At 29.4% G+C, this 24,808-nt stretch carries 27 protein-coding genes; 12 read left to right on the top strand and 15 right to left on the bottom strand.

Going from position 1 to position 24,808, the window contains the following annotated elements; translation table 11 throughout:
* Positions 1-2: 2 nt before the first annotated feature.
* Positions 3-866, bottom strand: a complete 864-nt coding sequence (locus IPK18_07535; protein QQR96772.1) for a YicC family protein — start codon at positions 864-866, stop codon at positions 3-5.
* 20 nt (positions 867-886) lie between these two features.
* Complete coding sequence (locus IPK18_07530; protein ID QQR96771.1) at positions 887-4,228, bottom strand: hypothetical protein; 3,342 nt, start codon at positions 4,226-4,228, stop codon at positions 887-889.
* Between the two features lie 34 nt (positions 4,229-4,262).
* On the opposite strand from IPK18_07530, the gene IPK18_07525 reads away from it, so the two are divergent.
* Entirely contained in the window at positions 4,263-4,928 is a 666-nt protein-coding gene (locus tag IPK18_07525; protein ID QQR96770.1) for an MBL fold metallo-hydrolase, read from the top strand.
* Here IPK18_07525 and IPK18_07520 read toward each other — a convergent pair.
* On the bottom strand, positions 4,915-5,448 hold the full coding sequence (locus tag IPK18_07520; GenBank protein QQR96769.1) for a DinB family protein: 534 nt from the start codon (positions 5,446-5,448) through the stop codon (positions 4,915-4,917). The genes IPK18_07525 and IPK18_07520 overlap by 14 nt on opposite strands.
* A gap of 60 nt (positions 5,449-5,508) precedes the next feature.
* On the opposite strand from IPK18_07520, the gene scpB reads away from it, so the two are divergent.
* From scpB to IPK18_07500, 4 genes are all read left to right on the top strand, one after another.
* On the top strand, positions 5,509-6,093 hold the full coding sequence (gene scpB, locus IPK18_07515) for an SMC-Scp complex subunit ScpB (protein QQR96768.1): 585 nt from the start codon (positions 5,509-5,511) through the stop codon (positions 6,091-6,093).
* On the top strand, positions 6,029-6,937 hold the full coding sequence (locus tag IPK18_07510) for an rRNA pseudouridine synthase (protein ID QQR96767.1): 909 nt from the start codon (positions 6,029-6,031) through the stop codon (positions 6,935-6,937). Before scpB ends, IPK18_07510 begins: the two co-directional genes overlap by 65 nt.
* 25 nt (positions 6,938-6,962) lie before the next feature.
* The gene (gene hpt / locus IPK18_07505) at positions 6,963-7,493 is read left to right on the top strand and encodes a hypoxanthine phosphoribosyltransferase (GenBank protein ID QQR96766.1); all 531 of its coding nucleotides are present in this window, start codon (positions 6,963-6,965) and stop codon (positions 7,491-7,493) included.
* Between the two features lie 131 nt (positions 7,494-7,624).
* Positions 7,625-8,749 (top strand): Fic family protein, encoded by a 1,125-nt coding sequence (locus IPK18_07500; protein ID QQR96765.1) that lies wholly within the window; start codon positions 7,625-7,627, stop codon positions 8,747-8,749.
* A 17-nt stretch (positions 8,750-8,766) separates the two neighbouring features.
* Here IPK18_07500 and IPK18_07495 read toward each other — a convergent pair whose 3' ends face one another.
* The 4 genes from IPK18_07495 to IPK18_07480 are packed head-to-tail and all read right to left on the bottom strand — an operon-like array spanning position 8,767 to position 11,229.
* Positions 8,767-9,429 (bottom strand): phosphatidylserine decarboxylase family protein, encoded by a 663-nt coding sequence (locus tag IPK18_07495; GenBank protein QQR96764.1) that lies wholly within the window; start codon positions 9,427-9,429, stop codon positions 8,767-8,769.
* A gap of 35 nt (positions 9,430-9,464) precedes the next feature.
* Entirely contained in the window at positions 9,465-10,313 is an 849-nt protein-coding gene (locus IPK18_07490) for a phosphatidate cytidylyltransferase (GenBank protein QQR96763.1), read from the bottom strand.
* Between the two features lie 13 nt (positions 10,314-10,326).
* Positions 10,327-10,806, bottom strand: a complete 480-nt coding sequence (locus IPK18_07485; protein ID QQR96762.1) for a CPBP family intramembrane metalloprotease — start codon at positions 10,804-10,806, stop codon at positions 10,327-10,329.
* Between the two features lie 3 nt (positions 10,807-10,809).
* A complete protein-coding gene (locus IPK18_07480; GenBank protein QQR96761.1) occupies positions 10,810-11,229 on the bottom strand; it encodes a hypothetical protein in 420 nt (139 codons plus the stop codon).
* 86 nt (positions 11,230-11,315) lie between these two features.
* On the opposite strand from IPK18_07480, the gene hisA reads away from it, so the two are divergent.
* Complete coding sequence (gene hisA / locus IPK18_07475; GenBank protein QQR96760.1) at positions 11,316-12,035, top strand: 1-(5-phosphoribosyl)-5-[(5-phosphoribosylamino)methylideneamino]imidazole-4-carboxamide isomerase; 720 nt, start codon at positions 11,316-11,318, stop codon at positions 12,033-12,035.
* Between the two features lies 1 nt (position 12,036).
* On the opposite strand, the gene IPK18_07470 is transcribed toward hisA, so the two are convergent.
* From IPK18_07470 to IPK18_07450, 5 genes are all read right to left on the bottom strand, one after another.
* Positions 12,037-12,741 (bottom strand): hypothetical protein, encoded by a 705-nt coding sequence (locus tag IPK18_07470; protein QQR96759.1) that lies wholly within the window; start codon positions 12,739-12,741, stop codon positions 12,037-12,039.
* A gap of 9 nt (positions 12,742-12,750) precedes the next feature.
* Positions 12,751-13,770 (bottom strand): hypothetical protein, encoded by a 1,020-nt coding sequence (locus IPK18_07465; protein QQR96758.1) that lies wholly within the window; start codon positions 13,768-13,770, stop codon positions 12,751-12,753.
* Entirely contained in the window at positions 13,767-16,049 is a 2,283-nt protein-coding gene (locus IPK18_07460; GenBank protein QQR96757.1) for a DUF4175 family protein, read from the bottom strand. Before IPK18_07460 ends, IPK18_07465 begins: the two co-directional genes overlap by 4 nt.
* A gap of 76 nt (positions 16,050-16,125) precedes the next feature.
* A complete protein-coding gene (locus IPK18_07455; protein QQR96756.1) occupies positions 16,126-16,893 on the bottom strand; it encodes a triose-phosphate isomerase in 768 nt (255 codons plus the stop codon).
* A complete protein-coding gene (locus IPK18_07450; protein ID QQR96755.1) occupies positions 16,894-17,703 on the bottom strand; it encodes an SDR family NAD(P)-dependent oxidoreductase in 810 nt (269 codons plus the stop codon).
* A 113-nt stretch (positions 17,704-17,816) separates the two neighbouring features.
* Here IPK18_07450 and IPK18_07445 point away from each other — a divergent pair, with 113 nt between their 5' ends.
* The 6 genes from IPK18_07445 (at position 17,817) to IPK18_07420 (ending at position 22,593) form a co-directional block, all read left to right on the top strand.
* The gene (locus IPK18_07445; protein QQR96754.1) at positions 17,817-18,281 is read left to right on the top strand and encodes an SRPBCC family protein; all 465 of its coding nucleotides are present in this window, start codon (positions 17,817-17,819) and stop codon (positions 18,279-18,281) included.
* A gap of 100 nt (positions 18,282-18,381) precedes the next feature.
* Positions 18,382-18,816, top strand: a complete 435-nt coding sequence (locus IPK18_07440; GenBank protein ID QQR96753.1) for an Rrf2 family transcriptional regulator — start codon at positions 18,382-18,384, stop codon at positions 18,814-18,816.
* 22 nt (positions 18,817-18,838) lie between these two features.
* Entirely contained in the window at positions 18,839-19,243 is a 405-nt protein-coding gene (locus IPK18_07435) for a group III truncated hemoglobin (protein ID QQR96752.1), read from the top strand.
* Positions 19,240-19,692, top strand: a complete 453-nt coding sequence (locus IPK18_07430; protein ID QQR96751.1) for a hypothetical protein — start codon at positions 19,240-19,242, stop codon at positions 19,690-19,692. Before IPK18_07435 ends, IPK18_07430 begins: the two co-directional genes overlap by 4 nt.
* Positions 19,689-20,411 carry an iron-sulfur cluster repair di-iron protein gene (ric, locus tag IPK18_07425; protein QQR96750.1) on the top strand — a complete coding sequence of 241 codons (723 nt, stop codon included), beginning with the start codon at positions 19,689-19,691 and terminating at the stop codon, positions 20,409-20,411. The genes IPK18_07430 and ric overlap by 4 nt, the downstream gene beginning before the upstream one ends.
* Positions 20,412-20,568: 157 nt before the next feature.
* Complete coding sequence (locus IPK18_07420) at positions 20,569-22,593, top strand: NADPH-dependent 2,4-dienoyl-CoA reductase (GenBank protein ID QQR96749.1); 2,025 nt, start codon at positions 20,569-20,571, stop codon at positions 22,591-22,593.
* Here IPK18_07420 and IPK18_07415 read toward each other — a convergent pair.
* From IPK18_07415 to IPK18_07405, 3 genes are read right to left on the bottom strand one after another with little or no spacing between them, the layout of a single operon-like run.
* On the bottom strand, positions 22,590-22,793 hold the full coding sequence (locus IPK18_07415) for a hypothetical protein (protein ID QQR96748.1): 204 nt from the start codon (positions 22,791-22,793) through the stop codon (positions 22,590-22,592). The two genes, IPK18_07420 and IPK18_07415, sit on opposite strands and share 4 nt — an antisense overlap.
* Entirely contained in the window at positions 22,768-23,718 is a 951-nt protein-coding gene (locus IPK18_07410) for a glycosyltransferase (GenBank protein ID QQR96747.1), read from the bottom strand. The genes IPK18_07415 and IPK18_07410 overlap by 26 nt, the downstream gene beginning before the upstream one ends.
* A gap of 1 nt (position 23,719) precedes the next feature.
* Complete coding sequence (locus tag IPK18_07405) at positions 23,720-24,778, bottom strand: hypothetical protein (protein QQR96746.1); 1,059 nt, start codon at positions 24,776-24,778, stop codon at positions 23,720-23,722.
* Between the last annotated feature and the right edge of the window lie 30 nt (positions 24,779-24,808).

The raw sequence follows: 24,808 nt of genomic DNA, 5'->3' as shown, positions 1-24,808 counted from the left end.
TATTATAAAATATTATTAAGTTGTTCTTTTATTTTCTCTAGTTCATCTTTCATTAAGATTACTATTTTCTGCATAGATGCATCATTTGCTTTTGAGCCAATGGTATTTATTTCTCTACCAATTTCTTGAGCAATAAACCCAAGTTTTTTTCCTTTTTCAATACTATTGTCTTTTACAATTTCAGTAAAATAATTACAATGTGTCTGCAATCTTGTTTTTTCTTCAGTTATATCTAATTTTTCAATATAAAAAATAAGCTCTTGCTCTAATCTATTGATATCTACATTTATGTTTATTTGCTGAAGTTCGTAGGTGAGTTTTTCTCTAACTTTTTGAATTCTATTTTGCTCAAATGGTTCGATTTCTTGGAGTAATTGTCTTATTAAATTAATTCTTGATAGAATATCTATTTCTAATGCTTGTCCTTCTTTTGCTCTAAATGCAGTAAGTTCAGATAGCATATTTTCTATACTTTGTAGAAGTGTATTTTTATCTTCTTCTGAAATGTCATCAAATTCTGATTTTAGATTTTCTGATAATTTAATAACTGTAGGAAGTAGATCGCCAACTTGTATTTGGTTGTCATTGGCAAATTGCACTACATCATTGTATAAACTTTTTATGGCATTAAAATCAAGTTGACTATTGTTTTCATGTTTTGCAAGATTTAAAAATATTTCAACTTTTCCTCTGATAATTTGTTGAGTAAGAATTTTCCTAAGTTCAATTTCAATATCTTTTAGTACAGTAGCATTTTTTAGATAGATGTCTAGTTGCTTGCTGTTTAATGTTTTTATTTCAAGTGTATAGTTTTGGTTGTTTATACTACATGATGATTTGCAGTAGCCAGTCATTGAATATAACATAGGAATTGTAGTGTATTAAATTAGAAATCTTTGCTAAATGATAAATGCCAAATTGGTTTGTTGCTTAACTTGTTTCCATCGTGTCCAAATCCAGCATCAATTCTAAAAAAGTAACCAAGAATACTTGTACGCAAACCAGCACCAAAACCAAATACAAATGGATTTCTATAGTACTTTGCATTTACAACAAGTGGAATGTCTTTATTAGGATTATTTACATATTGATAGATATATGCATTTTCTTTGTCAAATGGATTTGCTTTGCTATACGTCATTCCAGCATCTAAGAATCCAATGATTTGGAAATCTCTAATAAAATCAGATTGTATAGGTCTTTTTGCTAAATAAGAAAATAATGGAAGTCTAAATTCTGTATTCCAAAGTAAGTAATTGTTGCCATTTCTAATATTTTGTTGCAAACCACGCATATTATTCACTGGTGCTTGCAAACCATAAGAAGTATTGCCATCTACAGAAATTGAGGTATTGTATTGTTGATTTAGCCAAGCATCTACGCCACCTAAAAAATACAATATTTTCTGACTACCAAAGGATGATGCAAAAGCAATTCTATTTGCCCAAATAAAATTCTTATGTATTTTTTGATAGTATCTAAGGTCAAAACCTACGTTATAAATATTAGATTTATTTTGATTGATATTATTAAAATACTCAGCAAATACTTTAAATTTCAATCCTTTCGGAATGTTTAATTGAATTTCTGTAGTATTGTCATACACAAATTCTGCTTTAGCAGAAAGCCAATTTTCTTTACTATTAGAGAATGTCAGAGTTTCTATATCAGTATATAGTGGAACAAATTTCTCGTTTCTGTAATTTCCAGATATTTTTATTGATTTAGAATAATCAATTGGAATGCTTATTCCAGCTTCAGCTACATATGTAATAGTTTTTGCAATATAGTATGTAGTTATATCGTTGCCTAATGAGTCATCTGGTGCAAAGTCAAATCTATTTGAGCGTCTGTAAATTGATGCAAAATAATCTACTCTGTTTTTTAAGTTATCATATCTAATGCTTACTTCTGTTCTATCTAAAGAAAAAGGAATACGAACAGATGCTACTAGTTTATGATTGTCCATAACATCACTAATGCCAACATTAAATAGCATTCCAATTTTTGGGAAACGATAGGTTGATAAATTTTGAGCAACACTTTGGTAAGTTTGCATCAAAGTATTGTCTATTATTTTAAATGTATAGAAATCTGAAGAGAATTTTGACTTGTAGAATTGAGAGTCTTTCTTCTTTAGATTTGTATAGTTGATAAATTTCTTTGATGTGTTTGTTTGGTTATTATTGATAGTATATTTGTCGTTCTTGTCATCAGTAAAATTAACCACAATTGGATCGTCTTCCTTTTTAGAAGTAATGTTGTTTTTATATTTAGTTTGAAAAGTATATGGGAAGTTGCCAATATATAAACTATCAATGCTTTCAGATATAGTATTTGTTTTTGTTTCTATCACTTCATTTTTAGGTTCAATATTTGGAATATCAGATGCAGTAATTGAAGTAATTCTTGATGTTGCTTGTAAAGAAATAGATGGTTTGCTTGCTGTTTTATTCGTTTTTTGAATGCGATAGATTTTTTTTCTCTTATGTTGATCTTCAAATACATAATAATTATCTTGATTGCTAACTGCAAGGTGTTTTATATTATACTTGAAATTTGTAATTGGATTATAGATACCTTTTTGTTTATACTGTTCGTTGATAATAGTGTCATTGTTAATGATAATAGTATCATTGTGTGTAAATAAATTTGACAAATAGCCAGTGTATTGATTGAAGATTCCATTCTCATCACTTAAAAAAGTATAACTGTCAGCTGAGTAACTTCCTATTGCAATCTCATTACAATCTGCGGTTTCAGTAAGTCTAGTTGTCTGAGTACCATTTAAATTTGTCAAGAATAAGTCTAAATTTTCAAATTGATAATTTTGGATATCACCAATTTCATTTAATGCATCATTAGATGAATACAAAATATATTCTTTTCCATTTAGTTTTAAAACATTAGGATGCAAATCATCAAAAATAGATTGTGTAATGGGTTGTACACTATTGCTAGTAAAATTATATAAAAATAAATCAGTTTGTCCACTGTTTTGTGCAGACAATACTAATGCTTGGTTGTTGAAAGTAAAATCTGCACCATGCACACTTTCGACACCAACTATTGTTTTTTTAGTTTTCTTTTTAGATACTAAATCATGAATAGTAATAATTGTCTTTTTCGGTTTGTTTTCAATTACTGCCAAACTATTTCCATCTTTGCTCCATGCAATAATTGGATAATTGTTAATATTATCAGGCGTACTTGGATCGGATTTAATTCTATTAATAGCAATTTTTTTAACGTGATTGTTTTGAGCTAATAAAACTTTATATGCATTTTTTGTATTATTCAATACATATGCTTGCTTGTCGCCTACATTGTTAGTAATGTACTGACTTACTATATTTTTTTTAGATTTTAGAATAATATCACTTGCTTCAAAATCATCTCTATTTTGTGCATCAGCTTCATATCTTTTACTGTAAAATTGATGCCAATCTTTTACTAATGTTTCAAGTTTTTTTCCAGTTGCAATCTTAAAACCAGTATTTATACTATGATTAATTCGTGTAAGATATAGTACATTTCCAATGGCACTATTTCCATATTCTTCAGCAATCATATTCCAAAAAGATTTTCCAGCAAGCACCAATCTTTGGTTAGATAATTTATTGAACGATGTGTTTCTATTAGATAAAAATATTTGTCTTAGCTCATCATCGTCATTGGTATTCCAATCATAGGCTACATAATTTGCAACACCAGTTTTGTACCATGGTGGCAATCTCAATAGCAATAGGCTTAGAAATCTTTGTCCAAAGCCATCGCCTTTCATCATTTGGTTTAATAATACTTCTGCAATAGAAAATGTCAAGTCTTGTTGCAAATGCTGATGATTTCCATCAAAATATACAAATACTTTGTTGTCGTATATTTTTTTTGTACCACCAGTATTAAAAGATTCATTGTTTAATCCAATATTATTCTGAGCAAAATCAGTTAGGTTATTAAAAACCATGATGTCTATATTCTTTCTGTAAGAATAAGATAATTCTTCTATCAGGCGTTCAATTTCTGGTTCTACTATAGATTGCACAAAGTTTGATACTTCTTTACCTTCTTCATAGAAATATAAATCATAATAAGGCGTTTCTATGGTCTGCCATTTTATTTTTTTATATTGCACTCTGTTTTTTCCAAACTGTACTTGTGTAGTTTGAGAATAAGTGGATAATATAAATATAAAACTTATAAATATATATAAAAATACTTTTTTCAAATTGTATAAAATGTAGTTCAAAATAATTAAAATTATGCACATCTCAAAAAATAAAACAAGTATTAAGATTTTTTGTTTTAATTTCTTTCAAGAGAATACCTATGTGATTTGGAACAATCAAACAAAGAATTGTTGGATAATTGATCCAGGCTGTATGAGTGACAGTGAAGAAAAGAAATTATTTGATTTTATAGAAGAAATGCAATTAAAACCAATTAGGCTAATAAACACACATTGCCATTTAGACCATGTGTATGGAAATAAAGCAGTTGCAGATAAATATCAACTAGAATTAGGCATTCATCAAGAAGAAGAAAAAATATTGCAAGCAGCTGGAATGTCTGCCAAAATATTTGGTGTACCTGTTCCAGCTAAATTAGAGCCATCTTATTTTCTAAAAGAGGACGAATTTCTGAATTTAGATGATGTGCCATTCAAAGTTTTGTTCACACCAGGACATTCTCCAGGTAGTGTTTCATTTTATAATGAAGAAGATAAATATTGCATAGTTGGCGATGTGCTTTTTCATAGAAGTATTGGCAGAACAGATTTGCCATACGGCGACTATGACACATTAATAAAAAGCATTCAAGAGCAATTGTATACATTAGCTGAAGAAACAGAAATATACAATGGACATGGCTTGCACACAAGCATAGCGCAAGAAAAAAGATACAATCCTTTTGTTAGAGTTTCGTAGTAGCAACTATATTTCTCATGCTATTCAAATGATGTTCTATGTGATATATAGTAAAATATAGAAACTCACGCAAGGTAATTTTTCCAATTATTGGATGTGGAATTAAATAAATATCTAAATCTTCTTCTTTGGTTTTTTCAATTAATGAAATCATCTTTTTTTGTGTTTTGTTCCAAAAATTTAAGATTAGAGTTCTGTTTTTCAGTATGCTTAGCTTAGGTTGATATGGGAAACTTGCTTTACTTCCACTACTTAATTTGGCTAAATATTGATTAATTATTGCTTCGCTACTTAAGTTACTTCTCTTGTTTTTACCAATTATTGTACCTAAAATAGATTTTGGCATACTAAACACCAAGTTTGTAGCAAAGAAAGACAAACCTAAATGTTCTATTTGTTCAGCAATGCTCCATTTGTTATCAATACTTCTAAAAAAGATAGAATTGTCTGTAGTATTTAGAAAAGAATTAGTCTCTGTAAGATGCTTATGCAAACTGTTTAGTATTTCGCTTTTTGTCATGATATAGATTTAATAAATATCTACACAAATTTAAGCAATAATATATTAACTTTGCATTACATGGAATCGTTACAAATCAATATTGAAGCCATTTTATTTGCTGCAGAAAGTCCAGTTCGTTTAGATGAACTCTTAAAACATATCAATAAAGACAATCCAGAACCAATTGATGAAGCACAAATAATAGATACGATACAATTAATTCAAGAGAAATATCAAAATGAGATGTTTCCTTTCCAAATAGGAGAAGTTGGTGGTGGTTATCAGTTTCTGACCAAGCCAGCTTATCATGAAATAGTTTCTGCATATCTAAATAGAAATACAGTAAAAAGATTAACACAAGCTGCATTAGAAGTACTAGCTATCATTGCATACAAGCAACCTATTACTAAAAATTTAATTGAAGTAATAAGAGGTGTGAATGCTGACTATACAGTACAAAAACTAATGGAAAAAGAATTAATAGAAATTTCAGGACGTAGTGAAGAGCCAGGCAAACCATTGTTATACAAAACAACACAACAGTTTTTAGACTATTTTGGTGTTAATAGCATAGATGAGTTGCCTAAGCTAAAAGAATTTGAAGACATACAAAATCAGATTGGTGAAAAAGAAAATATCGAGAACATCGCCCAACAAAATTAGCAGAAGCAGAGTTGAAGATGCTAAATCAAAAATAGATCCGTTTGCACAGAAAATTGAGCAAACTGTAAAAAATTTTAAAGCTCCTAGCCAATCTAAAGATAGAACTTCTGCTACTGAAGGAATTAGATTAAACAAATTTGTATCTAATTCTGGAATATGTGCTAGAAGAAAAGCAGACGAATTTATACAACAAGGCTTTGTAACTGTAAATGGAAATGTAGTAATGGAAATGGGCTACAAAGTACAACGCAATGATGTTGTAAAATTTAAAGGCAAAAAAATTGAACCTATAAAATTTTCTTACATACTTCTAAACAAACCTAAAAGTGTATTAACTACTACTGATGATGAACTCAATAGAAAGACAGTATTAGATTTGGTACAAGGTGCAAGCAAAGAAAGAATTTATCCTATTGGAAGATTAGATAGAAACACAACTGGCATTCTTTTATTGACAAATGATGGAGAGTTAGCCCAAAAATTATCACATCCAAGTTCGCAAGTAACAAAAGTATATCAAGTAGAATTAGATAAACCATTATCAGAAAAAGATAGATTAGCTATAAAAGCTGGCATAGAACTAGAAGATGGTTTGGCACAAGTAGATGAAATAGAATATACATTGCCACGTGGCGACGATAAACACGTAGGCATAGAATTACATATAGGTAAAAACAGAATTGTGCGTAGAATTTTTGAACAACTTGGCTACGAAGTAATGCGATTAGACAGAGTTTTGTACGCAGGCTTGACCAAGAAAAATGTACCGCGAGGCAAATGGCGTTACCTATCAGAAAAAGAAGTTATATTTCTAAAATATTTTACTGGAAATAATAAGAAGTGATTTCACTTAATAAAAAAGGTCTTCAGTGATAAAAGTACACGACAAAAGTTTTACCATACTGTTAGATAACAACACTATCCAACAAAGAGTAACTGAAATAGCACAACAAATAAATGTAGATTTTAAAGAAAAGAATCCAATATTTATTATTGTATTGCGTGGTGCTTTTATGTTTGCCGCAGATATTTTAAAAAAAATAGATATACCTTGCGAAATAGATTTTGTAAAATTATCATCCTATGATGGTTTGCAAACTTCTGGCAAACTCAACTTAGATTCAGAGTCTAAAGTTAATCTTCTAAACACAAACGTAATTATCGTCGAAGATATCGTTGACTCTGGTTTAACGATGGAATTTTTCTTACAATATTTACAAACAAAAAATGTACAAAGTACAACAATAGTAAGTTTGTTATCAAAGCCAGAAAATACAAAAATTCCAATAAAGATAGATTATTGTGGATTTGAGATTCCAAATTTATTTGTTGTTGGTTATGGCTTAGATTATAATGAACATGGCAGAAACTTAGATGCTATCTATCAGATAGTTGAATAATATTAATGATATTTTACATAGCACAACTCTAAAATAAGTTTTTTGCAAAATATTTAACTAACACACTTTCTTATTTAATTTTTTTGCAAATTTATTAAATAAGTGTATTTTTGTTTAAACTTTATTAGCATATGAAATCGTTCAAAGCTGGCTATTATATCAAACAAGGTACATATAAGAGTTTTCAACCAGAAAAAATAAACAGAAAATGGTCCATTGATAATATGGAATTATTGCAATTATTAAGTCAGGCAGATCGTCAGCTTGGTAGATTAGACATGTATTCTGAATACATTCCCAATATTAGTATGTTTATTAGCATGCACGTATTAAAAGAAGCAACTCAATCAAGCAAAATTGAAGGCACAAAAACAAATATTGAAGAAGCTTTATTAGAAAAGGAGGATATTCTAATAGAAAAAAGAGATGATTGGCAAGAAGTACAGAATTACATTGCAGCATTAAATTCAGCAATTGAAAGTCTAGAGAAAATTCCATTTTCGTCAAGATTAATAAAAGAAACACATAAAATATTATTACAAGGTGTGCGTGGTAAGCATAAATCTCCTGGAGAATTTAGAACTAGCCAAAATTGGATAGGTGGTGCAAGTATAAATGATGCAATATTTATTCCTCCAGTACATACATCAATTAATGAACTTATGAATGATTTAGAAAAATTTGTTCATAATGATGATTCCTTTTTTCCTGAGTTATTAAAGATTGCATTAATACATTATCAATTTGAGACAATACATCCTTTCTTAGATGGCAATGGAAGAGTAGGTAGGTTGATGATAACGTTGTATTTGGTAGAGAAAGGTATTTTGAAAAAACCAATTCTATATTTGTCAGATTTCTTTGAGAGAAATAGAAATTTGTATTATGATAATCTAACAAGAGTAAGAGAAAAAGATGATATTCTACAATGGTACAAATTCTTTCTTGTAGGAATAAATGAAACTGCTTTGAAAGGTATTGCTACATTTGATAGTATTTTAAAATTACAAAAAGAAGTAGATTTAAAAATTCAAAGATTAGGCAGTAGGTCAAATAATGCTACAGTTTTACTAAACTATTTATACCAACATCCATTGGTAGATGCCCAAAAAGCAAAAGAAATTACACAACTTTCTATGCCTTCTGTATATAAATTACTTGATGAATTAGAAAAATTAGAGATAGTTAAAGAAATTACTGGTTCAAAAAGAGGTAAGCTATACTCTTTTTCAGAATATATAAAATTATTTTACTAAAATTAGTTGAGTAAGTTTTATATTTCGCCAATTACGGTAATGCCACCTTTTACTTTCTGTCCAAGTTGTACGTTTATTTTAGTATCAATAGGCAAAAATAAATCTACACGGGAGCCAAATTTAATAAAGCCTAAGTCATTTCCTTGTTCTACCTTATCACCTTCTTTTACATAATATATTATTCTGCGTGCTACTTTGCCAGCAATTTGTCGTAAAAGTACATCTATACTATTGTTTTCTATAACAATAGATGTGCGCTCATTTTCTGTAGATGATTTTGGATGCCATGCTACTAAATATTTTCCGTCATGGTATTTGGCATATTTTACTGCACCTGCAATTGGTACCCTATTTACATGCACATTGCTTGGCGACATAAAAATGGATATCTGTAATCGCTTGTCATTAAAATATTCTGGCTCATATACTTCTTCCATTACCACTACTTTCCCATCAGCTGGCGAAATAATTTTATTTACATCAATTAAAATTCTTCTTTTTGGATTTCTAAAAAAGTAGACTGAAAATAAAAATATGAATGATGTGAAACCTAGAATAATATTTCTTACAATACTATCAAACTTAAATACATAAATAGAAATTACATTGATTGAAAGTAAAATAAGAAACATGACTGTTAATATTGTCCATCCTCCTTTATGTATATATGTTCTTTTCATATTGTGTACAAATATAATGTCTTATTTCTGTAAAATTATATTTTTGAAATAAATGTAAGATATAATGCAGCTGCTGGAAATGAAAAGATAAGTCCATCAAATCTATCTAAAAATCCACCATGACCTGGCAATATATTTCCTGTGTCTTTTACTTTTAAACTTCTTTTTATTAAACTTTCTGATAAATCTCCAAAAGTAGAAATAACTGATGTGATAATTGCTAATATAAAATAATGTATATAGGCAACTTCTTGATGGCTCCATTTTGGAAATAATAAATAAACAATATAGCTAAATACTATGGTGCCTAAAATTCCACCAATAAAACCTTCCCAACTTTTCTTTGGTGAAATACGTTCAAATAATTTTGTTTTTCCAAATAATGAACCAAATAAATAAGCAAAAGAATCATTTGCCCATGCAAAAATCATAACAGCCAATAATAGATTCCAATTATATTCTCCAAAATAAAATGCTATTAAACTTGCACCTGATAATGGAATGGCAATATAAAACAAGCCAAATGAATTGATAGCTAAATTTAAAAATGGTGATTTTGAGTTAGAAAACATTTCTATAAAAAACCAAAATAAGGTAAAGCCACCTATTAAAGACAAAGAGATAACTTTTACACTACCTGATGCTACTAAATATACAATCATAAATATTGCTGCGGCAAAGATTGTATTTATGTTTTTGTATTTGTATAATAATCTATCTTCAGATTGTACCACACTTGCTGTAATTTGATGGTATTCATTTATACACAACATGGTAACCAAAGAAAATACAATAAGAAACGAAATTTCGCTAAGCACTACACTACCTATCATTACAATTAGAAAAATAATACCTGTAGCAATTCTAGTTTTGATATCTTTCATTCTGTGTGCTAAATTAATCTGCAAATATAGCTTTTTTATTTCTTTTAGAGATTCTGTAAAATACTACCATAAGTAAAATAAATAATAAGCTATAGCCAATTAATTCATAAGTTTTTGGCATTGTGGGTTCTTGGAATAACTCTTGTTGCTTGTTTTCTAATACTTTAAAATACATCAAGGTTACTTCCATTCCATTGTTGAACAAGTGCATCCAGATGCAAAGCCAAATATCTTTAGATAAATAAAATACATAACCTAATAGCATGCCTAAAAATATACGTGGCAAAAATCCAGAAAACTCAAAGTGAATTAAGCTAAAAATGATAGAAGAAATAATGATGGCAACATGCGCATTTAATTTTTCGCTTAATAATTTTTGTAATGTGCCTCTAAAAATCCATTCTTCAACAAATGCTGGCATCAATGCAATCATCAAAAAATTAAATATAAAATAAGCAATTGAAGATTTGTTTATCAATGCTTCGATGAACATTTTCTATTGTTCTTGCTGTTCTGGCATTAATGTACCTAAAAAACTTTCTTTATTTAAAACGTAAGTAAGATTTAGAAATGAATAGATAGTAATGATTAAAAATGGAACAATAAGCCACAATAAAACATTAGGCTTATGTTGCTCAAAACTGTAAGAACATGCATTTTTATGATATATTTTGCTAAAAATTATAGCTGGCAATGCAAATGATATTATAGATGCTACAATTTGTACAATTCTGATAATATTAAAACTATCATTCTTATTGCTTAATATTTTTTCAAAGTTAAAAGCATCATTTCCATAATAGGCAAACATCAATCCTGCTGAGAGAAATTGACCAAGCAACATGAAAGCAATAATTAATGAAATTAAAGTCCACACTTTCTTGCCAAATGTTTGCTGTGAAATATTGTCTTCCATCTACTGCAAATGTACATTATTATGTAATATCTTAGACTAAAAGATTCCAATCTATAATTCATGCAATCTAATTATCTTTGTAGAATATGATTATTATTCCAGCAATTGATATTATTGATTCAAAGTGTGTGCGACTCACAAAAGGTGATTACAATACTCAAAAAACATACAATGAAAATCCAACTGAGCAAGCTAAAATTTTTGAAGATGCTGGTTTTACACATTTGCATTTGGTAGATTTGGATGGTGCCAAACAAGGCAAAGTGCAAAACTGGAAAGTATTGGAAGATATAGCAAAACATACAAAACTACATATAGATTTTTCTGGTGGTATAAAAACCAAAGAGCAAGCACAACAAGCTTATGATTTTGGTGCAAAGCAAATTACGATTGGAAGTTTGGCAGCCAAAAATCCTAAAGAGTTTGTAGATTGGATTTGGGAATTTGGCGAAGAAAATTTGATTTTAGGTGCAGATGTAAAAGATAGAATGATTGCAGTGCAAGGCTGGCAAGAAAATTCTAACCAAGATATTTTATCGTTTTTAGATTTTTATTTTGAAGAAGGCATCGATTATGTATTGTGTACTGATGTGTCTAAAGATGGCATGTTGCAAGGTGCTGCTAATGAATTATATTCAGAGATTATAGAAAACTACGATGACATTAAGTTGATAGCATCTGGTGGTGTTTCTTGCATGGAAGATTTGATAAAGCTTAAAGAAATTGGTTGCTATGCAGCAATTGTTGGCAAAGCCATCTACGAAGAAAAAATTACACTAAAAGAAATTAGGACTATTTTTAATTAAACTATTGTATAGATTTAATGTTTATACTTAAACTATCATCGTATGATTTTTCATTTATCATATAAAAATATTTAAGTGTGATGATGTCGTTGTAAAATGTCTTTTCATAGAATTGATATTCAGGAATGACATCGGTGAATCTTGATTCTATTATATCTATTTTCTTCTTTTTATTGTTGTTTAAATTGTGTACGATAATCTTATCTATGTTTTTATTGAAATACATAATGCAAGTATTGCTATCAGTTTCGCCAGTATATATCAATTCTTCAAATACCTTTTTCTCTTTTAAAGTAATTTTATCCATTAAAATATAATAGCATGGTCCATTTCCTGAGCAACCTGCTCTAAATAATAAATGTTTTTTTAATTCTTTTATAAAGATGTATGCTAATCTTGGATGCAATCCTGAACTCATAAAGAATAAAGTATCTACAGATTTTGGACTTTTTTTTATTAAAAAGAAATCGTTACAGTCATATTTATAATATAGAATATCACCATTTGTTAGTGTGTCAGAATCGTTTCCAAACCAAAGATTATAAGCCATTGTATCGCACATTTCTGCAACTTCAGCATTATCATTTTTAGAAATATTGTAGTGCTTTCTATATATGAAATTTGTTTTTGCTATAGAATCATTTTGAGTAATAAACAAACAATAGCTAACAAGTAGTAATATAATAACTGCAATGTATTTTTGCATGGCATTAATCTATTGTATGCTTTTAAAATATTTATCTACCAAAGATTTATAAAATGGTTGTAGGCTTGGTGGTACACTTTTATACATTTCTGTTGTAGATTTTCTTTGTTGTAGATATTGTTCCAAAGCTGGTGGCAGTTTGTTTGGCAATTCTTTTCCAGATGTAGATTGTTTTTTCTCATCTTCACCTTGCTCGCGTTTGGCTTTATCAAATTCCAACAATCGTGTTTCTATTTCTTTTTGTCTATTGATAGTTTTTTGTGTAAGATTTTTTGTGATTAAATCTTTTTCATTTTCTTCTGCTTTATTCATCAAATCATCTATGCCTAGTTTGTTTTTTTCTTCTTGGCTCAATTTTTCTTTCATTTGTCTTAATGCTTCACGTATCATAGCTTGTTTTTCTGCAGCTTCGGCAAATTCTTTACTCATTTGTTTGCCTTGTTTACCTTCTTTCATTTTTTGCTGCATGTCCTTGAGTTGGTTGCCCAATTGGTCTTGCAATTGCTTTAGACTTGGTTTATTTCCTTTTCCAGAATTTGGTTTATTGCAACTACCATCGCCACTCATTTTTTGTTTCATTTGGTTTTGTTGCTGTTGCAAGTTATCTAATGATTCGCTGAGCATCAATGCCAAATTGTTGGTATGCGTCATCACAAATTGTTGTGCTGTAGTAGCTTGTGGCACGTATCTTTCTTGCATAAACTCTAATGATTTTTTCATTTCTCTATTGAGTTTATACAATTCATCAGCAATAAAATTTTGTATTTGAAATTGTCTTTTGCCCAATGTTTGTAAGCTGTCAGCAATCATATCTGCATCTTCTTTAAGCTCAGCTTGTCTTTGCATTAGTTGCACATATTTTGGTGATTGTGGCTCAGCTTTTTTCACATCTTTCATCAATTGTTCTTGTTCAAAAGATAGTTTCAGTAAGTTTTCTAACAATTGTCTGATGAGTTGTATGTCTTCCGCATTTTGGTCAGCTTGCGATTGGTCTAATTTGTTTTGTAAATTATCTGCTATTTCTTTCATTTCGTCGGCTGCCTTTTTTGTTTTTGTTGTGCCTTTTGTTTTTGGTTTTGCTCCAATTGCTCAGCACTTTCATCCATATTTTGTTCTACTTCTTTTGCTTGTTGTTGCTCTTGTTTAATGTCTAATTTGTTGTTGTTTTCTTTATTGATTTGGTCTAATTGTTTTAGGTTTTCTTTTACATTTTCAAATTTATCATTCAGTTTATCTTGTTTGTCTTTTAGTTCATTGTTAGATAAATTATTTTGCTCAGCTAATTTTTTTTGTTCTTCAGCTAAGTCATTTAGTTTTTGTATGGTTTCTTGCGCCTTTTGTTCTAGTTGTAATTGTTTGAATAATTCTTGCATTTTCTCCAATTCTTTATTCAAATTCTGATTGCTCATTTGCATTTTGTCTAAATTTTCAAATGCATTTTTTTGTTGCATTTTTTGCAACATTTCTTCAATTTGTTTCATCAAGTCTTTCAGTTCATCATTCATCAAATCTTTCATGAGTTCCTGAATTTTTTCTTGTTTTTTTAGAATTTCATCATCTACTTTTTTTATTTCATCTTGATTTTTTAAATTCTCAGCATACTTTTCTTCAATCGACTTCATTTCTTGTAGTAAGTCTTGTTGTTGTTTTTTTAATGATTCAATTGCTTTTTTATCTTCCCAATTCAAGTTGTTTTTAGAAAGTAATTTCTGCTTCATCTCTTTTATCTGATTGGCAAGTTGTGTTGCTTTGCTTTGTGCATTTGCCAATTCATCTTTAATGTCTTCGTTGTTGTTGTATTCTTGTTTTTCTAATTCCTGAATGCTTTGTTTCTTAAATTGATAAGAAGATGATTTACTAGATTTTGGTCCATGCACAGCATCATTGTCAAATGCTTCTATAAAATATTCAACACTTTGTCCTGCTTGTAAATTTATTTCATTAATATTAAATGTATAATTAAAATCTGCAATAGATTTTCCATTGATGTTTAATGCTCTTCTTTTTCCGAGCAACATTTTTCCTTTATCATCAAAAATTCTATACACAAATTCTAATTTGCTTATTCCATAATCGTCGGAAACTGCGCCACTCAACAAAACAATTTGTGGTGCGCTACTATCTATAATTGTGTTGCACTGTACGTTCGGATAATTATCTGGAATGGATACAATATTAAATTGCATAGAATCTGCATTAGGCAAATCTTTGTTTGAAATATATACAACATACTTGTCATCTTGCATAATTCTTTTCTGAAATTGAAATGCTGTTTTATTCGTTTTTGTTGCCGCAACATTCTGATGGTTGTTTTTTATTGTAATATTATCAGTGTTTTCTGTATTTATATTCCAAGTAACTGTTGTACCAACAGGCACAACCAAGTCTCCAGCATTTTCTATTTTCTCAGATTTTTTGTTTGTATATGATGGATAATTTATTTGTGCTGAATAATTTGCAATGATAGGTTTTTTAAGAAGTTGTATTTTATATTCATCAGATGTAAAAGACGCGGCTTCAAAATTAAAACGCATATCATTTTGAATATTGTTGAATGTATAATGAAACTTATCATTATCATCTTTCTCCATTTTTATTTTCTCATTATTATAAATAATGAATACATCTTTAGGTAATGTTTTCCCATTTATTTTTAATTGTATGTCTATGTTTTCATACTGAATAGCTTTCAGACTTTTATTTATTAATACAAAATCAAATGGTGCTTTTTTGGCAAAAGTGGTATTTGGCGCAATAAGTCTTTGGTTACTTTCTTTAAAAATATGTGGTGCAATAAGCAAAATAGATACTATTGAAAGCAAAATTGGCAATAGATATTTTAGGTATTTTTTATTCTCAGCAATATTGATTGCATTTGTAAATGGCACCAATTTTATCCCATCAATTTTTTGGTTGATGCTCGCTTCTATCAAATCTTTGTTGTAAGTATTTTGACTTTGTTGGTTGAGTTGTAAGATATTTAATAGCTTGTCTTTTACATTGCTAAAGTGTTTGCCAATAATAGTTGCAGCATCTTCGTGTGTAATTGATTGTCCAATTCTTAGATATTGAAACAATGGAATTGCAATATACTTAACTATAAAAAATGCAGTTAAGCCAAGAAAAGATACTAATATGATTTTTCTAATAGAAGTTGAGAAATATAGATTGTATTCTAATAGACTGACAACCAAATAACAGGCCAATATAGATGAGAATGCAATAAGCAAACCTCTAATAATTTGATTGAGGTAATACTTTTTGATAAAAGTATCTAGCTTTAAAATTAATTGCTCGTAATTACTCATCTTGTGCTATAAATTTAAGAAAAGCTAAGACACTATGATGACAAAAAATGTTATTTTTTTGTATTTCAGATACTATTTATTTTAATGCTTTTGTAATTTCAATAAACTCATTGCTTTTTAATGATGCGCCACCAACTAAAGCACCATCAATATCATCACACGAAAATAAATCTGCGGCATTTTGCGCATTCACACTTCCACCATAAAGTATGGTTGTTTGGTTTGCAGTTTCCTTATTATATTGCTGTGCTATTAAATCTCTTATAAATCTATGCACTTCTTGTGCTTGTGCAGCAGATGCTGTTCTTCCAGTTCCAATTGCCCAAATTGGTTCGTAGGCAATTATAATATTTTTAAAATCTATATCACTCAATTGAAAAATTACTGCTTTGATTTGTTGTTCAATGTATTCAAAATATGTTTCAGCTGTTCTAATCTCAATTGGCTCGCCACAACAAAAAATTGGCTTTATATTATATTGTAATGCTTGTTGTACTTTTTTTATTAGAATATCATTGTCTTCATAATAATATTGTCTTCTTTCTGAGTGACCAATGATACAATAATTAATTCCGATACTTTCTAACATAGATGCAGCAACTTCTCCAGTGTATGCACCAACATTATGTTCACTACAATTTTGTGCAGCAATATTGATAAATGAATATCCTTTAATTGCTTCATTTATGATATCTAAAAGCACAAAACTTGGTGCAAGTATCATTTGTTTTGTTTCAGACAAACTTAATTCATCATATTGATTAGTAATTTGCTGTACCAATTTAATGGCATCATCTTTTCCAAGATTCATTTTCCAGTTGCCAGCAACTATTTTCTTTCTCATTTATTTTTTTGATTTTTTTTGCTTTACGCCAGGCAATACATTTTCTAAAACTTTGGCAGAAAAATTTCTTGCAGAAATTCTACCCAACATTCTACTATTGATAAACGATTGTACTTTATTGACTATGCCTGGAATGATAACTGCAGATTTTCCGAGTTCTTGCAAGGCACTTTCTACTACTGGTTTCGCTTCCATCAGCAACATGCTGTCTTTCATGCCTTTTGTCATTTCAGATTTAGTCATTCCAGGACAAAGCGCAATCACATCTACATTTTTGTCTTTAAATTCGTAGTTCATGCTTTCTGCTAAGGAAAGTATGTATGCTTTTGTAGCAGCATAATGCGAAAGATATGGATGCGCATTAAAAGCACTGATAGATGATGTGAAAATAATTCCACCTCTTTTTTGCTCAACAAACTTTTTGCCATATTCGTAAGCCAATACAAAAGGTGCCTTCATATTTACTTGTATCATTTGCATATTTCTATTCAAATCGCCTCTAAAAAATTGTCCTTCACAATTGATGCCAGCATTATTGACCATTAAACCAACTTCTAAATCTTTCGTTGCATCTAATATGATGTTTTGAAATCCATCTTCTGCGACATCGCATTCTACGCAAAGTGTCTTTATTTTGTATTGTGATTCTAATTCTTTTGCTAATGCTTCCAATCTTGCCTTTCTACGCGCCACCAATACCGTATTTAAACCTAATGCTGCAATTTGCTTGGCAAACTCAACACCAATACCACTTGATGCTCCAGTAATTATTGCCCAACTACCATATTTATTTAAAAATGATTTATTCATAGTATAAAATTACAAAATATTCAAGTTATAATAATTGAAATGCATGTAATTTCTTTTTCTTTTGTTTTATTAAACGTATAATTTTACTTTTGATAAGCAATATAATCTACAAAATGGAAGAACAAAATATAATTATTGAAACGCAAATGATGATTAGAAAGCCAATTGTAGAAGTTTTCGATGCATTTATTAACCCAAATATTACTACAAACTTTTGGTTTAGCAAATCTAGTGGACGATTGGAAGAAAATGAAACAATTGAGTGGACTTGGAAAATGTATAATTTTTCTACTAAAGTATTTGTAAAAGAAATTATTGCAAATAAAAAAATTGTCATAGAATGGGAAAATCCTACAACAACAATTGTATTTGAGTTTCTAGAACTTTCAGAACATAAGACTTATGTAACCATAAAAAATTATGGTTTTGATGTAGATGACCCAAATCTAATTCAATCTATAATAGATAAAACTGGTGGTTTTACTACAGTTTTAGATGGCTTAAAAGCATATTTAGAACATAATATCAATCTAAATCTAATAGAAGATAAATTTCCAAGTGAATTAAATAAACATTGACTTTTTCGTTGCTCTAAAATTTAATTTTATTTCACAATATAATAACGGACATTTTTATCCACTATTATAATTAATGTTTATCTTTGATAAAATTCATTACATGTTTTCTAAAACTTGTGAATATGGTATAAAAGCAACGATCTATATTGCTGGTAACTCACTAGACAATAAAAAGGTAAGTCTAAAAGATGTAGCCAAAGCAATTGAATCACCAGAAGCATATACATCTAAAATATTGCAAGAGCTTTCTAGAAAAGAAATAATAATGACTAGCAAAGGACCAACAGGTGGTTTTTCTATGGAACTCAAGAAAATTGAAAAACTAAATCTATGTGATATCGTATCAGCAATTGATGGAAATAGTATATACAAAAGTTGTGGTTTGGGTTTGAAAAAATGCAATGAAAAAATGCCATGTCCTGTTCATCATCAATTTAAAAAAATAAGAGATGATATTAAACAAATGCTGGAAACCACATCTATAAAATCATTAACATCAAACTTAGAGTTGGGTTTGGTTTATTTAAAAAGGTAAAAAATTTGCAAAAATAGTAGATATGAATATCCAGTATTATAAAAAAGACATACAAACATTAGATGATATAAAATTTTTTGTAGATACATTCTATGATAAGATTAGACAAGACGATTTGCTCGCAGTTATTTTTAATAATAAGATTAATGATAAATGGCAGCAACACTTAGAAAAAATGTATTGCTTTTGGCAAACTGTATTGCTAGATGAACATACATATTTTGGAAGCCCATTTGTACCACATGCAAAATTGCCAGTAGATAAAATTCATTTTGAAAGATGGATAGAAATATTCAATACAACAATCGATGATTTATTTGTTGGCGAAAAAGCAGAACGTGCAAAATGGCAAGGAAATAGAATGGCAGAAATGTTTCAATACAAAATTGAGCACTATAGAAAAAATACAAGTACACCATTACTATGAACACTGTAAAAACCATAAATCAGCCAATAGCATTAATCTCAACATATATCTGGATAGGATTTGTTTGCGCTATAAGTTTTATGGAAGCATGGCTTAAATTTCGCGCACCAGACATAACACTACCATTAGGATTAGGTATTGGAAGAATCGTGTTTGATGCACTAAATAAAATGGAGTGGATATTTTCTATCATCATAATTTTAAATTTATTTTTTTCTAATGAAAAGAAAATTACTTGGAATAATGTATACTTTTCTATTGCATTTTTCATTCTACTAATTCAAACATTTTGGCTATTGCCTGCGCTTGATGCTAGAGCAGAATTGCATATTCAAAACAAGATTGTTTTACCATCAAACATACATTTTTACTATATCATCTTAGAAATGATAAAAGTTATTTCCTTATCAATATTCGGAATATTATTCATAAAAAAAACAAAAATATGAACGCACAAGAAAACACCATTATCGGAGAAATGGTAGCACAAAACTACCGCACAGCAACAGTATTTAAAAAATACAATATTGATTTCTGTTGTCAAGGCAATAGAACAATTAAAGAAGCATGCGAATTAAAGAACATTGATTCGAAAGCAGTAATCCAAGATTTAGATGAAGCATTACATGCCAAATCTGATACACAAACTGATTATCAATCATGGCCATTAGATTTATTAGTAGACTATATAGAGAAAAGACATCATCGTTATGTAGAAGAAAAAATACAAGAAATCACACCTTATCTAAATAAAGTTTGCAAAGTTCATGGACCATATCATCCAGAATTATTAGAAATTAAAGAACAATTTGATGCGTCAGCTGCAGAACTTACCGTGCACATGAAAAAGGAAGAATTAATACTTTTTCCATTCATTAGAAAAATGCTAAGAACAAAACAAGAACACAAACAACTTGATGCACCACAATTTGGCACAGTACAAAATCCAATTCACATGATGATGGAAGAGCATAATACTGAAGGCGAAAGATTTAGAAGAATTGAGGCATTAAGCAACCAATACACACCACCAGAAGATGCTTGCAATACTTATAAAGTAACCTATGCATTACTCAACGAATTTGAACAAGATTTACACTTACACATACATCTAGAAAACAATATATTATTTCCAAAGGCAATTAGAATGGAAGCAGAATTAAACTAAACTATTGTTTTAGTTTATTTTGTATCAAAATCTTTTCAGTATTCTATGTTGAAGTGAAAATAATTTTTGAATAAAATATTTCCAATGCACGCATTGAATTTCATTTTTTTATTACCTTAGAGTTAAAGAATTTATTTTTAACTAGAAATTATATAAGATGAATAAATACCCAATATTACTGTCAGAATTAGATTTAGGTTTTACTAAATTAAAAAACAGAGTATTGATGGGCTCCATGCACACCAATTTAGAAGAAGACAAAGATGGTTTTAATAAATTAGCTGCATTTTACGCAGAAAGAGCAAAAGGCGATGTAGGTCTAATAGTAACAGGAGGCATGGCACCAAATTGGGAAGGTTGGTTAAAACCATTTGCAGAAAGAATGACCAATAGCGCACATGTGCGTAGACATAAAATTGTAACTGATGCAGTACACAGCGAAGGCGGAAAAATTGCCATGCAAATATTGCACGCAGGTAGGTATGCATATCATCCATTAAGTGTGGCACCTAGTAGAATACAAGCACCAATCAATCCATTCAAACCAAGAGCACTAACAACAAGAGGCGTAAAACGCACCATCAGTGATTTTGCAGATTGTGCTGCACTTGCCAGAGAAGCAGGATACGATGGCGTGGAAATTATGGGAAGCGAAGGTTATTTAATTAATCAATTTCTAGTAAAACATACTAACCAAAGAACTGATGAATATGGTGGAAGCTATGAAAATAGAATGCGATTCCCAATAGAAATTATAGAAAAAGCAAGACAAAAAGTAGGTAAAGATTTTATCATCATTTATCGTTTGTCTATGTTAGATTTGATAGAAGATGGTAGTACTTGGGAAGAAATTGTTCAATTAGCAAAAAATGTAGAGAAAGCTGGTGCAACAATAATAAACACAGGAATTGGATGGCACGAAGCAAGAATACCAACCATTGCAACATCTGTACCAAGAGCAGGATTCTCTTGGGTAACACAAAAATTAAAACCAGAAGTATCAGTTCCATTATGTACTTCAAATAGAATAAACATGCCAAGTGTGGCTGAGCAAGTTTTGGCAGATGGTTGCGCAGATATGGTGAGTATGGCTCGACCATTTTTGGCAGACGAAAATTGGGTAAAGAAAGCAAAACAAGGTAAGGAAGAAGAAATTAATACTTGTATTGCTTGCAATCAAGCATGCTTAGATCATACATTCTCAAATAAATTATCATCATGTTTGGTAAATCCAAGAGCATGTCATGAAACAGAAATAGCATATTTGCCAACATCAACATCAAAAAAGATTGCGGTTGTCGGTGCTGGTCCAGCAGGCATGGCATTTTCTTCTATTGCTGCAGAGCGTGGACATCAAGTTACATTATTTGATGCAGATGATAAAATTGGTGGACAGTTTAATATGGCAAAAAGAATTCCTGGTAAAGAAGAATTTTACGAAACCTTAAGATATTTTGATGTACAATTGAAAAAACATAAAGTAGATGTACAATTGAATAAAAGAGTAGACGCAAAAGATTTAGCAAATTATGATGAAGTAGTCATTGCAACAGGAATTACGCCACGTGATGTGCGTTTTGAAGGAACAGATCATCCAAAAGTATTAGGCTATATTGATGTATTAAAAAACAATGCAAAAGTAGGTGATACAGTTGCAGTAATTGGCGCAGGTGGCATTGGCTTTGATGTGGCGGAATTTTTGACGCACGAAGGCGAAAGCACCACATTAAATAAAGAAGCATGGCTGAAAGAATGGGGCGTAGATAGAACAAATGAAGTACGTGGTGGTGTAGCTGGCATACAACAAGAAATAGAAGCACCAGCAAGAAAGGTAGTCATGTTTCAGCGCACAGCAGGAAAAGTAGGTGCAAAATTAGGCAAAACAACAGGCTGGATACATCGTACAACATTGAAGATGAAAAAAGTGAAGATGATAGCTGGTGTAGAATACTTAAAAATAGATGACAAAGGCTTACATTACTTAGATAAAGATAAACAAGCACAAGTTTATCCATGTGATAATGTTGTAATCTGTGCAGGACAAGTATCACAACGTAGTTTGGAGCAACCATTGGTGGAAATGGGCAAAAAAGTACATGTAATAGGTGGTGCTTTCGAAGCAGGCGAGCTAGATGCCAAAAGAGCCATCAACCAAGCCGCAAGATTAGCAGCAGAAGTTTAGAGTGATTTAAGTACTTTAATGAACTTATTAATATAATTTTCCCAAGTAAAATCTTTTACAGCATTGTGTGCGTTCATGCAAAGTTGTGTGTAATTGATATCTTCAATAATATTACTAATTTCTTCGGCAAGTGTGTTATTACTTTTATTGATAATGCCAAAATTTATTGGAGTATCAAAAGTTTCTAAAAAAGTCATCATAGGCAGTAGTTATTACTGGATTGTAAAAATACATAGCTTCAATTACTGAAGAGAAACCACTCCATTTTGGTGTTGTATTTACAATCATTTTTGCACTTTCCATTAAGTTGTTATAGATATTTCTATCATCATTTTTTGCTTTATCTAAATAACCATAACAATGTACAAAATCTGGAAGTTTATTAAAATCAGATGATTTCATGCCAATAATATGTACTTCTAATTTTGGATACTTTGGTAATAGCTTGCTTACTGCATCAATTAAAATATTTGCACCTTCAATATATTTTATAGTACCAATAAATAATAATTTATAAGAATGTAACTTCTGTTGTATTATATCATCGGCATTTGTATTCTGAGTAGAGTTGATGAAATAGCCACTCAAGTTATAGATATTTGGATTTTTATATCGAGCTTGAATTAATTTTGCCATTCTTGGAAACATCACAAAAACAGCATTAGCAGTTTCTATGCAATTATTTTCTGCATCAATAAAAGATTGCTCCAAATTAGAAGGCTTCCTGTTTTTAAATTGTTTAAAATATAACTCATATGTCCAATCACCAAATAGTATTGTTGGCTTTGCTGAAAACGGTTTTGCTGAGAAACTAAAATTTAAAAATAAATTGACATCCGCATTTGGGTATTTTCTAACAGCATTTTTAATAATTTTATTAACAAAAAATCTATTAAATTTTGTTCTATAATAATCATAGCTGTCGTATTTGGGAGTTCCTTTTAAAATTTGCCAAATGGAAAATTTGTAAATATTTTTTAGAATCTTATTTGGCTGTGTATTGATATAATTTACCTTGATTCCTTTAGATTTTAAACTTTCAGTAAAAAAATAAGGGAAATTAGACCATGTACTCAATTTGCGAGCATCACCATTTGTAAAAACATTGATTTCTTCAATTTCCATACTATTTCCCTATAATTTGTAGTAATAATGGTAAGACACCAAATCTAAGATTAATAGAATCTGGAATTCCTAATAAAATAGTCGTTCCTAATAGAATATAAAACGACTTCCTTGTAAATATATAACCATAATTATAATACATAATCATTGCAAGAAAAAACATAAAGCAATACCATCTATAATAATCAACAGCAATAAGACATAATAATAAAGGAAAAAAAACAAGAAATGAAAACTTATAAGTATTTGCTTTAAATAGTTTTGGGAATGAAAATATCAAGATAACTATATATATAAATCCAACTAAAATTAAAATTGACAAATTATATGTTGAAAATATATTTGTAAAAGTAGTATCAATTTTTTGTATATGCAATAAATAAATTTCTTTTGGAATAGAATAAATATGTAAATAATTTTGTACTAGTTTAATTGCATAATGTTCATTAATTTTTGTAGAATAAATTGAAATTAGAATAAACAATAATGACAGAAATATTGTTGTTGAAATTTTTTTGTATGTACTTAGTTTGGAAATAAATAAAATAGGTATTATTAAAAATATAGATGCTTCGTGCACAAACATAGAAATTATTGACAATATTAATACAGCTATGATTTGGTGTCTTTTTAATGATATAAATATAAATAGACAAATAGTTTGAATTACTAAATCCATTCTAAATGCATCTTGTGCAAAATGCGGAACACCAAAAAATAGAAATAAAAATGCTATTACAGATAATCTTGTTTTACTAGCACTATATAGATTTAATATCTTTAAAATCGCGTATGTATATAATATAATAAATATGTTAAAACATATTAAAATATATATTTTGCTATTCATATCAAATAACTCTAAAATACTTGGCACAAGTCCACGTGATATAAATCCAACTTTTTGATATGTAAATGAAAACTGTGCTAATATGTAGTTTCTTGTTAGTAGACCATAGTTTTTGTATTTATATAATATAATACTATTGTAAACCAATAATGATGCAAATACGAAAATAATATTCAAATACTTCTGAGGTATGTTTCTAATCTGTTGCATAAATAAAAAAAGAGCTACTAAATAGTAGCT

This window comes from Sphingobacteriales bacterium (assembly GCA_016699615.1).
Classification (GTDB): Bacteria; Bacteroidota; Bacteroidia; order Chitinophagales; family JADIYW01; genus JADJSS01.
This window is presented reverse-complemented; position numbering and strand designations above follow the sequence as displayed.

Bases quoted from the DNA above. Each gene is read 5' to 3' on its own strand.
- IPK18_07535 (QQR96772.1), bottom strand. From the start codon at position 866: ATGTTATATTCAATGACTGGCTACTGCAAATCATCATGTAGTATAAAC.
- IPK18_07525 (QQR96770.1), top strand. From the start codon at position 4,263: ATGCACATCTCAAAAAATAAAACAAGTATTAAGATTTTTTGTTTTAAT.
- IPK18_07520 (QQR96769.1), bottom strand. From the start codon at position 5,448: ATGACAAAAAGCGAAATACTAAACAGTTTGCATAAGCATCTTACAGAG.
- scpB (QQR96768.1), top strand. From the start codon at position 5,509: ATGGAATCGTTACAAATCAATATTGAAGCCATTTTATTTGCTGCAGAA.
- IPK18_07500 (QQR96765.1), top strand. From the start codon at position 7,625: ATGAAATCGTTCAAAGCTGGCTATTATATCAAACAAGGTACATATAAG.
- IPK18_07495 (QQR96764.1), bottom strand. From the start codon at position 9,429: ATGAAAAGAACATATATACATAAAGGAGGATGGACAATATTAACAGTC.
- IPK18_07490 (QQR96763.1), bottom strand. From the start codon at position 10,313: ATGAAAGATATCAAAACTAGAATTGCTACAGGTATTATTTTTCTAATT.
- IPK18_07485 (QQR96762.1), bottom strand. From the start codon at position 10,806: ATGTTCATCGAAGCATTGATAAACAAATCTTCAATTGCTTATTTTATA.
- IPK18_07480 (QQR96761.1), bottom strand. From the start codon at position 11,229: ATGGAAGACAATATTTCACAGCAAACATTTGGCAAGAAAGTGTGGACT.
- hisA (QQR96760.1), top strand. From the start codon at position 11,316: ATGATTATTATTCCAGCAATTGATATTATTGATTCAAAGTGTGTGCGA.
- IPK18_07470 (QQR96759.1), bottom strand. From the start codon at position 12,741: ATGCAAAAATACATTGCAGTTATTATATTACTACTTGTTAGCTATTGT.
- IPK18_07465 (QQR96758.1), bottom strand. From the start codon at position 13,770: ATGAAAGAAATAGCAGATAATTTACAAAACAAATTAGACCAATCGCAA.
- IPK18_07460 (QQR96757.1), bottom strand. From the start codon at position 16,049: ATGAGTAATTACGAGCAATTAATTTTAAAGCTAGATACTTTTATCAAA.
- IPK18_07455 (QQR96756.1), bottom strand. From the start codon at position 16,893: ATGAGAAAGAAAATAGTTGCTGGCAACTGGAAAATGAATCTTGGAAAA.
- IPK18_07450 (QQR96755.1), bottom strand. From the start codon at position 17,703: ATGAATAAATCATTTTTAAATAAATATGGTAGTTGGGCAATAATTACT.
- IPK18_07445 (QQR96754.1), top strand. From the start codon at position 17,817: ATGGAAGAACAAAATATAATTATTGAAACGCAAATGATGATTAGAAAG.
- IPK18_07440 (QQR96753.1), top strand. From the start codon at position 18,382: ATGTTTTCTAAAACTTGTGAATATGGTATAAAAGCAACGATCTATATT.
- IPK18_07435 (QQR96752.1), top strand. From the start codon at position 18,839: ATGAATATCCAGTATTATAAAAAAGACATACAAACATTAGATGATATA.
- IPK18_07430 (QQR96751.1), top strand. From the start codon at position 19,240: ATGAACACTGTAAAAACCATAAATCAGCCAATAGCATTAATCTCAACA.
- ric (QQR96750.1), top strand. From the start codon at position 19,689: ATGAACGCACAAGAAAACACCATTATCGGAGAAATGGTAGCACAAAAC.
- IPK18_07420 (QQR96749.1), top strand. From the start codon at position 20,569: ATGAATAAATACCCAATATTACTGTCAGAATTAGATTTAGGTTTTACT.
- IPK18_07415 (QQR96748.1), bottom strand. From the start codon at position 22,793: ATGATGACTTTTTTAGAAACTTTTGATACTCCAATAAATTTTGGCATT.
- IPK18_07410 (QQR96747.1), bottom strand. From the start codon at position 23,718: ATGGAAATTGAAGAAATCAATGTTTTTACAAATGGTGATGCTCGCAAA.
- IPK18_07405 (QQR96746.1), bottom strand. From the start codon at position 24,778: ATGCAACAGATTAGAAACATACCTCAGAAGTATTTGAATATTATTTTC.